The sequence below is a fragment of the Methyloterricola oryzae genome (assembly GCF_000934725.1).
GTDB lineage: Bacteria > Pseudomonadota > Gammaproteobacteria > Methylococcales > Methylococcaceae > Methyloterricola > Methyloterricola oryzae.
This window is the reverse complement of sequence record NZ_JYNS01000004.1, coordinates 96897-109111: the sequence shown is the minus strand read 5'-3', so window position 1 is coordinate 109111 and position 12215 is coordinate 96897. Positions and strand designations below refer to the sequence as shown.

Annotated in this window: 14 protein-coding genes; 13 read left to right on the top strand and 1 reads right to left on the bottom strand. The window is 65.6% G+C overall.

The window, feature by feature from the left end; translation table 11 throughout:
• Positions 1–37: 37 nt before the first annotated feature.
• Positions 38–526 carry a DnaJ domain-containing protein gene (locus EK23_RS07905; protein ID WP_045224803.1) on the bottom strand — a complete coding sequence of 163 codons (489 nt, stop codon included), beginning with the start codon at positions 524–526 and terminating at the stop codon, positions 38–40.
• A gap of 200 nt (positions 527–726) precedes the next feature.
• On the opposite strand from EK23_RS07905, the gene EK23_RS07900 reads away from it, so the two are divergent.
• The 13 genes from EK23_RS07900 (at position 727) to EK23_RS07840 (ending at position 12215) form a co-directional block, all read left to right on the top strand.
• On the top strand, positions 727–1695 hold the full coding sequence (locus EK23_RS07900; protein WP_145998600.1) for a type IV pilus biogenesis protein PilM: 969 nt from the start codon (positions 727–729) through the stop codon (positions 1693–1695).
• Positions 1692–2306 (top strand): PilN domain-containing protein, encoded by a 615-nt coding sequence (locus EK23_RS21630; RefSeq protein ID WP_052808032.1) that lies wholly within the window; start codon positions 1692–1694, stop codon positions 2304–2306. Before EK23_RS07900 ends, EK23_RS21630 begins: the two co-directional genes overlap by 4 nt.
• Positions 2307–2319: 13 nt before the next feature.
• Complete coding sequence (locus tag EK23_RS07890) at positions 2320–3015, top strand: hypothetical protein (RefSeq protein ID WP_145998599.1); 696 nt, start codon at positions 2320–2322, stop codon at positions 3013–3015.
• Positions 3008–3340, top strand: coding sequence for a hypothetical protein (locus EK23_RS07885; protein WP_045224800.1), 333 nt, complete (start codon positions 3008–3010; stop codon positions 3338–3340). The genes EK23_RS07890 and EK23_RS07885 overlap by 8 nt, the downstream gene beginning before the upstream one ends.
• Before the next feature lie 2 nt (positions 3341–3342).
• Positions 3343–5184, top strand: coding sequence for a secretin GspD/PilQ domain-containing protein (locus tag EK23_RS07880; protein ID WP_045224799.1), 1842 nt, complete (start codon positions 3343–3345; stop codon positions 5182–5184).
• Between the two features lie 10 nt (positions 5185–5194).
• Entirely contained in the window at positions 5195–6103 is a 909-nt protein-coding gene (locus EK23_RS07875; protein ID WP_045224798.1) for an ExeA family protein, read from the top strand.
• Entirely contained in the window at positions 6100–7209 is a 1110-nt protein-coding gene (locus EK23_RS07870) for a tetratricopeptide repeat protein (protein WP_045224797.1), read from the top strand. The genes EK23_RS07875 and EK23_RS07870 overlap by 4 nt, the downstream gene beginning before the upstream one ends.
• Positions 7210–7224: 15 nt before the next feature.
• A complete protein-coding gene (locus tag EK23_RS07865; RefSeq protein ID WP_045224796.1) occupies positions 7225–8922 on the top strand; it encodes a GspE/PulE family protein in 1698 nt (565 codons plus the stop codon).
• A 2-nt stretch (positions 8923–8924) separates the two neighbouring features.
• Positions 8925–10154, top strand: coding sequence for a type II secretion system F family protein (locus tag EK23_RS07860; protein WP_045224795.1), 1230 nt, complete (start codon positions 8925–8927; stop codon positions 10152–10154).
• A 108-nt stretch (positions 10155–10262) separates the two neighbouring features.
• Positions 10263–10769, top strand: coding sequence for a pilin (locus EK23_RS24445; protein WP_045224794.1), 507 nt, complete (start codon positions 10263–10265; stop codon positions 10767–10769).
• Positions 10770–10801: 32 nt separating this feature from the next.
• Positions 10802–11221, top strand: coding sequence for a prepilin-type N-terminal cleavage/methylation domain-containing protein (locus EK23_RS24575; RefSeq protein ID WP_045224793.1), 420 nt, complete (start codon positions 10802–10804; stop codon positions 11219–11221).
• Positions 11222–11233: 12 nt separating this feature from the next.
• Positions 11234–11686, top strand: coding sequence for a prepilin-type N-terminal cleavage/methylation domain-containing protein (locus EK23_RS24570; RefSeq protein ID WP_045224792.1), 453 nt, complete (start codon positions 11234–11236; stop codon positions 11684–11686).
• A 25-nt stretch (positions 11687–11711) separates the two neighbouring features.
• Positions 11712–12215 carry a type IV pilus modification PilV family protein gene (locus EK23_RS07840; RefSeq protein WP_145998598.1) on the top strand — a complete coding sequence of 168 codons (504 nt, stop codon included), beginning with the start codon at positions 11712–11714 and terminating at the stop codon, positions 12213–12215.

The window sequence follows — 12215 nt, the reverse complement described above, 5'->3', positions numbered from 1 at the left end:
TCCCGCAACTTTCCTGTGACTTTGGCGGGGTCCTTCGTCAGCGGCCCAGAAGCACGTCGCGGGCTTTGTTCAACTGCGCGGCCAGGTAGGCCGAGCCGCCCCGGTCCGGATGAATCTTCTGCATCAGGCGGCGGTGCGCCTCGACGATCTGCGCCTCGCTCGCGCCGGGTTCCAGTCCCAGGATCTCCAGGGCTTCCTCGCGGGTCATGCGTGAGTTTGCCGAGGCTCGCGGGCCGGACTCGCGCGGCCCCTGTTGTGCGCCGGCGCGGCGCGCGCGCAGGAAAATAGGAGCCAATTGCACCAGCAGGGGCAGGGCCCGGGACAGGAGGGCGGCAAGTCCGCCCACCAGGGCCACCAGCCAGTTCACCCGGCCGGTGGCCAGGAGGACCAGGATCACGCCGACGGCCGCCCACACCAGGGCCGTGCGCAGCCTCTGCCGGGAAAGCTGCCGTGCGTCGCCCAACAGGCTATGGAGCCCGTAGAAGGCGAGGAGCAGGAGGATGACAAGCAAAACGATCTGTATCAAGGCTGTGACCGCCGGGCGCGAAACGACTTCAGGCCTCGCATTCTACCTCCTGGCCAGGCCAGGCGCGCGAGGCGGCTTGATCAAAACTTCCTAGAATTCTTGCTTACTCGCGCCGGTCGATTACACTCAATGCATAACTCGCGCCGCTGCAGCGGCGGCCGGGGTCGAACGATCGGACCGTTCTTCAAAGGAAGAGATCCTTGCCTCTATTCACATGGGCTCGCTTGTTTCGCTACGATAGACCGAACCGTGCGGGCGGTGTCGCCGTGGCGATGCTTGGCGACGGGTTCGCGATTGCTCAGTATCGAGGGGCGGAATCCACCAGCGGGAGTGGCCTTCCGCACATCGCTCATCATCCCTGCACTGCCCTCGACCGGCCGCGCCTGCTGGCGCAGGCGATAGCCGAACTGGGCGCCTCTGGGGCCGACGCCCGGCTGGTGCTGGCAGCCGGCGATTTCCGCATGCTGCAGACCAGTCGGCCGGAAGTTCCCGAGGACGAGTTACGCGAGGCGCTACGTTGGCGCATCCAGGACATGCTGGATTTTGCCGTCACCGAGGCGGAGATCGAGTACTTTCCCATGCCGTCTCCCCGTCAGGCCGCATCTGGCGAACTGCTCACGGTCCTGGCCTGCCGCACCGATCTGATCCGCGAATACAGCGAGTTGTGCGAGGCCGCAGGCTTGCAACTCGGCGTCATCGACATACCGGAAATGGCCCTGCGCAATCTGGGAACACGCCTCCCGGAAAATGCCCGCGGCGTCGCCCTGCTGTCCCTGCAGCGCGAACGGGGCATGCTGCAATTGCAGCGGGGCGGCGATATCTATATTTCCCGCGAGTTGAATGTCGGGTCGGTCCCGTTCGAAACAGATCGCGCCGGCATGGGTAGCCACGATCGGGAGAGCGCTTTGGAGCGACTGGCCCTGGAGGTGCAGCGGTCGCTGGATTACTACGAGAGTTACTACGGCCAGTCCCCGGTGGCTGGGCTGGTGGTGACGCCGATTGCCAGCGGCACGCAGCAACTGGTGGATGGTCTCAACCGTTCCTTGGGGTTGATCTCGCGCGCCATGGACCTGAGCGCGCTATTGTCCCTGGAGCGCATGGACGACGCCTTGCAGCAGGCCTGCCTGCCCGCCGTAGGCGCCGCGCTGCGGCAAGAGGCGGGGGCATGAGACAGGAAATCAATTTCTACCGTGGCGGCACCCACCCGCCGCTTCCTCCTTTCGGCGCGCGCTGGCTGATCCGGGCGGCCCTTTCTACGGTGGTCCTATTGGCAGCGCTCAGTCTGGCGCGGTTTGTCTTCAACCAGCGCCTGGCGTCCGAAGTGGCGGTGGCCAACAAGCAAGCCACTACCCTACAGGCTCAAGTGGACGCCCTGCGCGCGCGCTACCCCGAGCCCCGGCCGGATGCGGCCCTGGTGGCGCAGGCCGAGCGCCTGCAGCGGCAGGTGGGGCAACTGGACAGCCTGCTGCAGCGCGTGGAAGGCGGGCAATTGGTGAACCGAGGCGGTTTCTCGGGCTATTTTCAAGCACTGGCGCGGCAGACCGTCACTGACGTCTGGCTCACCGGAATCCGTTTCAGCGCCGGGGGCGCGCAGCTGGAACTGCAAGGCAGGGCGCTCAAAGCCGAGCAGATACCGCACATGCTGCAGGCCCTGGGTCAGGAGGCCGCATTCAAGTCTCGCAGCTTCTCGACGCTCAGCATCCGGCGGCCGGAGCAGCAGCCGGGTCAGGTGGATTTCATCCTGCGGACCCAGGTGCCCAAGGATGTGAGCAAAGGGTAGGGCGGGCCTCAGGATGGAACTAGGAACCATGCAGGCGGATCTGGCGGGGCAATGGCAGCAGCTGGCGGCGCGCGTCGACGCCTTGAGCCTGCGGGAGCGCGTCCTGGTGGGGCTGGCAGTGCTGTCGGTGTTGTTCGCCCTCTGGAACAACCTGCTGGATGAACCCATGGCCGCCCGGCACAAGGCGCTTGAGCAGCAGTTGCAGCAGGCTCAGACCCGCAGTCAGGCGCTTTCGGCAGCGGCCAGTGCCCTGTCGGCGCGGGCTGGAATCGATCCCAACCGCGCGGTGCGCGAGCGAATCGAAGGCTTGCAGGCCCGATTGGAAGAGACGGAGGCCCGCCGCGATCGTCTCGGCCATGAATTCATCACGCCCGAGGCCATGGCGGGGCTGCTCCGCGAGATACTCGCCCGCCAGCAGGGCCTGCGCCTGATCTCCCTGCAAACCGAACCGGCGCGCCGGCTCGGCGCCGCCGAGGATAGCGGGACAGGGAAGGCGAAGGAAGATGACGAGACGCCCGCCATCTACCGGCACGAAATGACTCTGGAAATCGAGGGCCGCTATTTCGATGTGCTCGATTATCTGCGCGCACTGGAGCCGCAGGCCCTGTTCTGGGACTCCGTGGATTACGAAGTGAAGGCCTACCCCTTGGCGCGGGTGCGGCTGAAGGTATATACCCTCAGCTTTCACAAGGAGTGGCTCAGTGCCTGAGTGGCGCGTGTGGATTGCCTTGGGCCTGGCGGGCATATCCTTGGGAACGGTGGCCGAAATGGCCGATCCGACCCGTCCCGCGTTGAACCAGTCTGCGGCAGAGCTGCCAAGCGCCGAGCTGCCGAAGGTGTCCGGCATCGTGATCCAGCCCCGCGGCCGGCACGCGCTGCTGGACGGCACGGTGACCGTACGCGTGGGCCAGCGCTGGCAGGGCCTGGAAGTGCTGGCCATCGAGCCCGGCCGGGTCCGGGTGCGCAAGGACGATCAGGTCATCGACCTGCCCTTGGTGTCACAGGTTAAGAAAACCCGAAGGAAAGACCACTGAACATGCCGTTCCGCCTGCTTCGACCACTGATAGCCCTGGCCCTGGCCTTGGGGATGAATTCCTGCTCTTACCTGGACCTGCGGCCCGATCGCAGCGCGCCCTCCGAATTCATGAAGGCCCAGGAAGACCCCAAGCCGGTCAGGCCGCCCCAGTCCACGCGTTTTCAGCCGCCGGCGGCGGTTTCCGACGCGCTGCTGCCCGACTTGTCTGCCCCGGGGGAGAGTGCGCCTCGCCATGGGCGTGAGCGGCGCTTCGACGTCTCGGTGATGCAGGTGGATGCGCGCGAGTTCTTCATGGGTCTGGTGGCGGACAGCGAGCAAAACGTGGTGGTGCACCCGGATCTGAAAGGCGCGGTCACCATCGACCTGAAGAACGTGACCCTGCCCGAGGTGCTGGAGGCGGTGCGGGAGGTTTACGGGTACGACTACAAGAAAACCGGCGCGGGCTACCTGATCTTCCCCTCGGAGTTGATGTCGCGCATCTATCATGTGGATTACATCAATTTCGTGCGCAACGGCCGTTCGGAAACCCGCGTCAGTTCGGGGCCCAGCTCGCAATCCTTCTACGCCAATGCCGCCCTGCAGGGCGGTGCGCTGGGCCAGAACTATGGCCAGGGCGCATACGGCGGCGGGCAGGCCGGCTACTCGGGCGGACAAGGCGGCAGTGGTTCGGGCGGCGCCAGCCAGGAGTACGAGGAGTCCATCGATTGCCGCAATTTCGCCAAGAACAGCGAAAACCGCGATGACAGCCACAACCAAGCCATCGCCGTGCCATCCCGCGGCGTGCCCTCGCTTCCCGGCAGCGTGGTTTCCACCACATCCAGCTCCCAGTTCTGGCGCGAGCTCAAGCAGGCCCTGGGGGTCATCGTCTGCGATGCGGCGGACGCCAATTTCGTGGTCAATCAGCAGAGCGGCGTGGTGGTGGTGCGCGCCTATCCCCGGCAGTTGCGCGAGGTCGAGCAGTTCCTCGAGGCCATGCGCCGTGAGGTGGAGCGGCAGGTGGTATTGGAGGCCAAGATCCTGGAGGTGGAACTCAAGGATGGCTATCAGGCCGGCGTGGACTGGGCCAGCGTCATCCGTGACGGCCAGAATTCCATGCTGACCAGCCTCACCGGGCCTATCGGTCCGCTCTCGGCCCTGGCCACGCAGACCTTGAATGTGGGTCAGGCCTTCACCGTCAGCGTCAACATGGGCGACTTCAAGGCCTTCATCGAATTGCTGGAGACTCAGGGAAACGTCAATACCCTCTCCAGCCCACGGATCTCGACCCTGAACAACCAGAAGGCGGTGATCAAGGTGGGCAAGGACGAGCTGCATGTGTCCAACGTCAATCCCGGCTCCTTCGCCAACACCATCGGTGCGGGCGGGTTCTCGCCCTCACCGGTGCTCAGCCCCTTCTTCTCCGGTATTTCCCTCGACGTGACACCTCAGATCGACGACAAGGGCATGGTCACCCTGCACGTCCACCCGGCGGTGACCCAGGTCAGTGACCAGGTGACCCGGCTGAACTTCGGCGATGGCGAGCAGGAAATCCCCCTCGCCTTGAGCCAGGTGCGCGAGTCCGACAGCGTGGTGCACGCACAGACCGGCCAGATAGTGGTGATCGGCGGTCTGATGCAGAACACCGAGCAGAACAGCCGCGAAGGCATCGCCTGGCTGAGCCGATTGCCCTGGGTGGGCTCGCTGTTCCGGCGCGGCACCGGCACCTTCGTCAAGAGCGAGCTGGTGATACTGCTCAAGCCCACGGTGATCCAGTCCGCCGCGGACTGGAAGCCGCTGCGTGACGAAATGGCCGAGCGCTACCGCAGACTGGATGGCGAATCGCGGCGGGATCCCTTGCCATAAGAGACCGGGCATGTATTTGCAGCACTTCGGCCTCACGGAATATCCCTTCGGGCTGACCCCCAACACCCAGTTCTTCTGTGCGCTGCCCGGCTATCAGGAGGCCCTCAACGTCCTGATGATCGCCCTGCACGGCGGCGAAGGCTTCATCAAGATCAGCGGCGAGGTGGGCACGGGCAAGACCATGCTCTGCCGTAAGCTGCTCAACGAACTGGACTCGGGCTTCGTCACCGCCTACATCCCCAACCCGGCCCTGTCACAGGCCGAGCTTCTGGCGACCTTCGCCGAAGAACTGGGCATTCCCTTCGAGAAGGTGATCCGGCCCGGCCATCTGCTCAAGCTGATATATGCGCACCTTCTGGGCGTGGCCGCCTCAGGCAAGCGCCTGGTGCTGGTGCTGGATGAAGCCCAGGCGATCCCGCCGGACAGCCTGGAACTGCTGCGGCTGCTCACCAACCTGGAGACCGAGCGGCGCAAGCTGCTGCAGATCGTGCTGTTCGGCCAGCCGGAACTGGACCGGCTGCTGGCGCGGCCCGAGTTTCGGCAACTGCGCCAGCGCATTACGTTCTCCTACCACTTGAGGCCCTTGCGGCGTAGCGAGACGCGACGCTATCTGACCAGCCGCCTGCGTACCGCGGGCCTGGAGCGCGGCGATCTGCTGACCGGCCCCGCCTGCTGGCTGATTCACTCCCTGACGCGAGGTACGCCGCGCCTGCTCAACATCCTGGCCAACAAGGCCTTGATGGTGGCCTATGGCAAGGGCGCCAGGCGGGTGCGCTGGTCCCATGTGCGTCTGGCCGCCGCCGACACCGAAGCCCTCAGCGCGCGCCCCGCGCGCCTGCCGCGCCTGTGGCTGGTGGCCCTGCTACTGGCAAGCGCCGGTTGGGCCGCGCTCAACGCCGCCCACGGGGCGCTGCCATGAGCCTGATCAACCAGATGCTCAAGGACCTGGAGGCGCGCGAATCGGGTGACAAGGGGCTGGCCGATCTCCCCGGCAGCGTGCGCGTGGTGGAACAGGACGCGCCGCGCTCCTCGTTGATATGGCTGCTGGTCCTGGCCGTCCTGGGCGGCCTGGTTTTTGCGGTGGCCTGGTTCTTTTTGCGGCCGACCCTGGATGCCAGCCCATCCGCCCCCGCCGTGGGTACCCCGGAACTGGCTCCGGCGGTCGTACTGCCCCAGCCTTCGCCTACCGCCGTTGCGGCCGCGCCGATGGCGCCGGAAATGCCGGCGCAGGTGGCGGCTGAGCGCACTCCCGAAGTTCCGGCCCAGGCCTTTAAAGCTGATGAATCGACTGGCGGCCAGGCTCCAGCCGCTGCGAGTGGCTCGAACGGAGAACCGGCACCATCCCGGGCCAGCAGCGAAACGCCTCCGGCGGTTGCCCCGCGCCCTATGCTCCCCAGCACCGCCGTCACGCGCGTCAAACAGGCTGGCACAGCCGGCGGGCCTGACCTGCCATCCGCCAAAACGTCCACTCCCCCGCGCCGCCGCAGCGGCACAAACATTTACGGCGGAGACCATAGGCGCGGCGTGGACGAAGAGGCGCGGGACTCGGCGGAAGCGCACCCCGACAGCCCCACCGAGCGCCTGCGCCGGGCGCGCCGCTATGCGGCCCTGGGCGATGAGGAACAAGCCTTGAGCATGCTGGAAGGCTCGCCACGCTCCGATGTGGACGCGGTGAAACTCCGGGCGCAATTGCTGCTGAAGCTCGGCCGCACCCGCCAGGCGGAACAGGAATTGCGCACGGCGGCGGCACTGGATGGCGGCGATCCCGAGGTGCAGGGGCTTCTAGGGGCCTTGTATCAGAAACAGGGGCGGTACGATGAGGCCGCCTCCCATTATGGCCAGGCCATCCGGGCGCAATCCGGACAGTCGCGCTGGTGGCTGGGACTGGCGGTTTCCCTGGATGGCGGGGAGCGCTATCAGGAGGCCCTGGAAGCCTATGTCAGGACGGCAGCCTTGGGTGGCGTGTCGCGGGACGTGCAGGCCTACGTGGCGCAGCGCATCGATGCGTTGCGGGGCCGGCGCTGAGTCCGGGAGACTGACATGGCCCTGAAGAAGATCCGTATCGGCGACCTCCTGGTGCAGGGCGGCATCATCACCCAGACGCAATTGGAGCAGGCGTTGGCCAGCCAGAGGGAGACCGGGCGCAAGCTGGGCAAGGCCCTGGTGGAACTGGGCTTCGTGCGCGAGCCGGAGTTGCTGGAGTTTCTCTCCCGCCAGTTGCAGATCCCGCTGTTGAATCTGCGGCAGTACAAGATCGACCCGGAGGCGGTGAAGCTGTTGCCGGAAGCCCAGGCGCGGCGTTTCCGCGCCATGGTGCTGAGCCGCAGCGGCCACGAGGCCATCGTGGGCATGGCCGATCCCACCGACATTGTCGCGTTCGACGAGATCGGCCGCATCCTGCACATGCCGGTGCAGGCGGCCCTGGTGCGCGAGTCCGATCTGCTGCACATGATCGACCAGCTTTACCGGCGCACCGAGGAGATCACCAATCTCGCCGGGCAGATTGGCGAGGAACTGGCGCAGAACGACTTCGACCTGGCCTCCCTGGCGGGCAGCGTGGACGTGGCGGACGCGCCGGTGGTGAAGCTGCTGCAGTCCCTGTTTCAGGACGCGGTGCAGGTGCGCGCCTCGGACATCCACATCGAACCGGACGAAGGCCTGCTGCGCATCCGCCAGAGGGTGGACGGCGTATTGCAGGAACACGTGATCCAGGAAAAGCGCGCCGCCGCCGCCCTGGTTTCGCGCCTCAAGCTCATGTCGGGCCTGAATATCTCCGAGCGGCGCGTGCCCCAGGACGGGCGTTTTTCCATCCGCGTGCGCGAGCGCAACATCGATGTGCGCCTGTCCACCATGCCGGTGCAGCACGGCGAGTCGGTGGTTATGCGCCTTTTGGACCGCTCCGCCGGCATGCTCAATCTGGAGCAGGTGGGCATGCCTGCCGAGCTGCTGCGCCGTTTCCGCCGCAACATCCGCCTGCCCCACGGCATGGTGCTGGTAACCGGGCCCACCGGCAGCGGCAAGACCACCACCTTGTATGCCGCCCTCAGCGAACTCAATTCGCCGGAGAAAAAGATCATCACCGCCGAGGACCCGGTGGAATACACCCTGTCGCGCATCAACCAGGTCCAGGTGCATACCCAGATCGGCCTGACCTTCGCCAGCGTTTTACGGGCAGCCCTGCGGCAGGACCCGGACATCGTGCTGGTGGGCGAGATGCGCGACCGCGAGACCGCCGAGATCGCCCTGCGCGCCTCGCTCACGGGGCACCTGGTGCTCTCCACCCTGCACACCAACGGCGCCATCGCCACCGCCAGCCGCTTGCTGGACATGGGGGCGGAAGGCTTCCTGGTGGCGGCGGCGCTGCGCGCCATCGTGGCTCAGCGCCTGGTGAGGAAGATCTGCGATCACTGCTCCCTGCCCGATGAGCCGGATTTTCATGGCCGCGTGGGGTTGGAGGCCGAATTGGGCGTCTCGCTGGAAGGCATTGCGTTCCGCCGCGGCGTGGGCTGCCAGAACTGCAATAACACCGGGTACCGCGGCCGCATCGGTGTCTACGAATTGCTGGAAACCAACCCCGCCATGCTGGATGCCCTGCGCCGCAACGACAGCGCGGCTTTCACCGTTGCGGCGGCAGGCGCTGAGGGTTTCAGGCCCTTCACCCAGTGCGCCCTGGATTATGCCGCCCAGGGTGTCACTTCGCTGGAAGAGGTGATGCGTATTTCCGGGGAGAATGCCTAGCCGTGGCCAAGTTCAGCTACAAGGGCCGCGACTCCCAGGGCGCGCTGGTGGAGGGGGTGTTGGACAGCGATTCGCCCGCCGGCGTCGCGCGTATCCTGCAGTCCCGTGCCCTGGTGCCGGTGAACATCGCCGAGCTGAAGCAGGACGCCCGCGCCGAGACGCCGGGCGCCGTCACACGGACCAACCGGCGCAAGCCGGACCTGGACGACATGATGTTCTTCTGCCGTCAGATGCACACCCTGGCGCGCTCGGGGGTGCCGCTCGTGCGGGGCCTTAACGGTCTTGCGGACACCACCCGCAGTGGCGTGCTGGCGGTCGCCCTGCGCGAGGTGGTCGGCGACCTGGAAGGCGGTTATGGGCTTAGTCAGGCCTTTAACCAGCATCCCGCCATCTTCTCGCCCATGATCATCGGCATCCTCAAGGTGGGCGAGAGCAGTGGCCGGGTGGACGAGGCCTTTCTGCACTTGGCCGGTTATCTGGAGCGCGAGCGCGACACCCGCAGCCGCGTGCAGGCGGCCATGCGCTATCCCGTCATGGTGCTGGCGGCCATCGGCGCCGCCATGCTGGTCATCAACCTGTTTGTTATCCCGGCCTTTGCCCGCGTGTTTGCCGGCTTCAATGCCGAACTGCCCTGGGCCACCAAAATCCTGTTGGCCACATCAGAATTTTCGGTGCGCTACTGGCCGGCGGTGCTGGCGGGACTCATCGGCCTTGGCTGGTTGTGGCTGCGCTTCATCCGAACCCCCAAGGGGCGGCTGTGGTGGGACGGATTCAAGCTGAGGCTGCCGGTGGTGGGCGCCATCGTCAACAAGAGCATGCTGGCGCGCTTCGCCCGCTCCTTCGCCATGGTGATGAAGTCCGGCGTGCCCATCGTGCAGGGCCTGGGGTTGATTGCAGGCGCGGTGGACAATGCCCACGTGGCTGGGCAGGTGGGCGAGATGCGGCGCGGCATCGAGCGCGGCGAGTCGGTGGGGCGCACCGCCGCCGCCTTGGGGGTGTTTCCGCCCCTGGTGCTGCAGATGATCGACGTAGGCGAAGAGTCGGGACAACTGGACAACATGATGGAAGAAGTGGCCAACTTCTATGACCGCGAGGTGGACCTGGACCTGAAGAACCTGAGCACCGCCATAGAGCCCATCTTGCTGTTGATCGTGGGCGCCATGGTGCTGGTTTTGGCGCTGGGGGTGTTCTTGCCCATGTGGGATTTGGGGCGTGCGGCGATTAAGCACTAATGGGTCTTCTCTGTCGCTACGCGATGCGGTCGGAAACCCGGTTCCCGCAACGGGTTTTACCAAGAACGGCTAATCTGAGGAAAGATGTGACGCGCACCGGGAGGCGCAATGAAAGACAGACATGAAGGTTTCACCCTGATCGAACTGGTGATCGTGATCACCATCCTCGCCATCCTGGCGGCGGTGGCGCTGCCCAAATTCGCTTCGCTCCAGGCAGACGCACGCCTGGCCAAGATGAACGGGGCGCTGGCTTCCGTGAAAGGCGCGGCAGCCATGGCCCACGCCCAGCTCATCGCGCGAGGCTACAGCGCTACGCAGACCATCTCGCAGGCAGACATGCTGGCGATGCCGGCGGACAAGCGCATCGTGGTGGAAGGCACCACGGTGGGTTTCGTCAACGGTTATCCCGCGGCCGGGCAGATCGCCGAAATCGCCGGCATCACGGCGCCGGATTACTTTCTGCCGCCGGCTGCTTCCGGTGCGCAGGTGATTGCCGCCGACAGTGGCCACGACGGCAGCGGCAGCAACCCGATATGCACGCTCGTCTATACTGAGGCTGCAGTGGCAGCGCAACCCATCTATACGCTCAACGCATCATTGGCGAGTTGCCAGTGAAACCGGATTTCTTCAATCAAGGAGTTATAACGATGCAACGGCAACAGGGCTTCACTCTAATTGAGCTGGTGGTGGTGATCGTGATCCTAGGCATCCTGGCGGCCACCGCCCTGCCCAAGTTCGTTGATCTGCGCGGCGACGCAGAACAGGCCGCTATCGACGGCGTGGCGGGGGGGCTGAGCTCTGCCTCGTCGGTCAATTACGGGGGTTGCGCGGTGACCAATAATGTTGTGACCACGGGCAAGTGCGCGCAAGTAGCCAAGTGCTCTGATGTGGGCAATCTATTGGTGCCGGCTCTAAGCCTTGGCACGACGGCCAGTGCGACCGACTATTACCTTCAGGCGGATACTGCCAGCGCTACGAATGGCACCGCCGTGACCTGCACGGTAAAGAAGGGCACTGGATCCACCATCTACACGGCCACGTATTCCGCCATAGGCGCCGCCAACTGATGCGGCTTCTCTGTGCATCGGCGGAGCGGTGGATTCACCGTGATCGAACTGGTGGTGGTGATCGTCATCCTGGGGGTGCTGGCCATCACTGCCCTGCCGCGCTTCTTCGACCGGCAGATGTTCGAGGCCCGGGGCTTCCATGACGGCACCCTGGGTCTCTTGCGTTATGCCCAGAAGGCCGCCATCGCGCAGCGACGCACGGTTTGCGTGAGTTTCGGCGCCTCCAGCGCCAGCTTGGGCATTGCTTCCGCCGCCGGTTCGGCTACCTGCGACCTTAACCTGGCGGGACCGGACGGAACCGCGCCATACAGCCTTCACGCGCCCGGCGGGATTGCGTATAGCTCCACGCCCAGCGACTTCAGTTTTGATTCCTGGGGGCGGGCGAGCAGCGGCCAGACCATCCAGGTGCACGGGGTGAACGAGCCCATCGTGGTCGAGGCGGCGACGGGACTGGTACACCGCTAGATCGGCGCGCAGACGGCCGGACGCCATGGAACCTTACACTGCCCAGATCAGCCATTCGCTCAGGAAATCTCGCCGAACCGCCACTAGGTCTGCCTGCGGCGGCTTCACCCTCATCGAACTGATCCTGTTCATCGTCATCGTCGGCGTCGGTGTCTCCGGCATCCTCTCGGTCCTCAACATCACCGCCGCCCACAGCGGCGACCCCATCGTGCGCAAGCAGGCCCTGGCCGTGGCGGAATCCTTGCTGGAAGAGGTCCTCGCCCATGATTTCAGCGATCCCGACGGCGTGGAGCCGGAAGCATCCAGGGCCCTGTTCGACGACGTGGGCGATTACGCGGGCTTCAGCATGACGGGTATCAGGGATATAACCGGGACAGCCATCGCCGGGCTGAATGCCTATTCAGCCAGTGTCGCCGTGGCCGGGGAGGCCTTGGGCGGCGTGGCGGCGGCCGACAGCCTGCGGGTGACGGTCACGGTCACTTCGGCTGGCGAAAGTGTCTCCCTCAGCGGTTTCCGCCTGCACTACTGA

Excerpts from the sequence above, each read along its gene's own strand:
- EK23_RS21630 (WP_052808032.1), top strand. The coding sequence starts at position 1,692 with ATGAGACAGGAAATCAATTTCTACCGTGGCGGCACCCACCCGCCGCTT.
- EK23_RS07890 (WP_145998599.1), top strand. The coding sequence starts at position 2,320 with ATGGAACTAGGAACCATGCAGGCGGATCTGGCGGGGCAATGGCAGCAG.
- EK23_RS07880 (WP_045224799.1), top strand. The coding sequence starts at position 3,343 with ATGCCGTTCCGCCTGCTTCGACCACTGATAGCCCTGGCCCTGGCCTTG.
- EK23_RS07875 (WP_045224798.1), top strand. The coding sequence starts at position 5,195 with ATGTATTTGCAGCACTTCGGCCTCACGGAATATCCCTTCGGGCTGACC.
- EK23_RS07870 (WP_045224797.1), top strand. The coding sequence starts at position 6,100 with ATGAGCCTGATCAACCAGATGCTCAAGGACCTGGAGGCGCGCGAATCG.
- EK23_RS07865 (WP_045224796.1), top strand. The coding sequence starts at position 7,225 with ATGGCCCTGAAGAAGATCCGTATCGGCGACCTCCTGGTGCAGGGCGGC.
- EK23_RS24445 (WP_045224794.1), top strand. The coding sequence starts at position 10,263 with ATGAAAGACAGACATGAAGGTTTCACCCTGATCGAACTGGTGATCGTG.
- EK23_RS24575 (WP_045224793.1), top strand. The coding sequence starts at position 10,802 with ATGCAACGGCAACAGGGCTTCACTCTAATTGAGCTGGTGGTGGTGATC.
- EK23_RS07840 (WP_145998598.1), top strand. The coding sequence starts at position 11,712 with ATGGAACCTTACACTGCCCAGATCAGCCATTCGCTCAGGAAATCTCGC.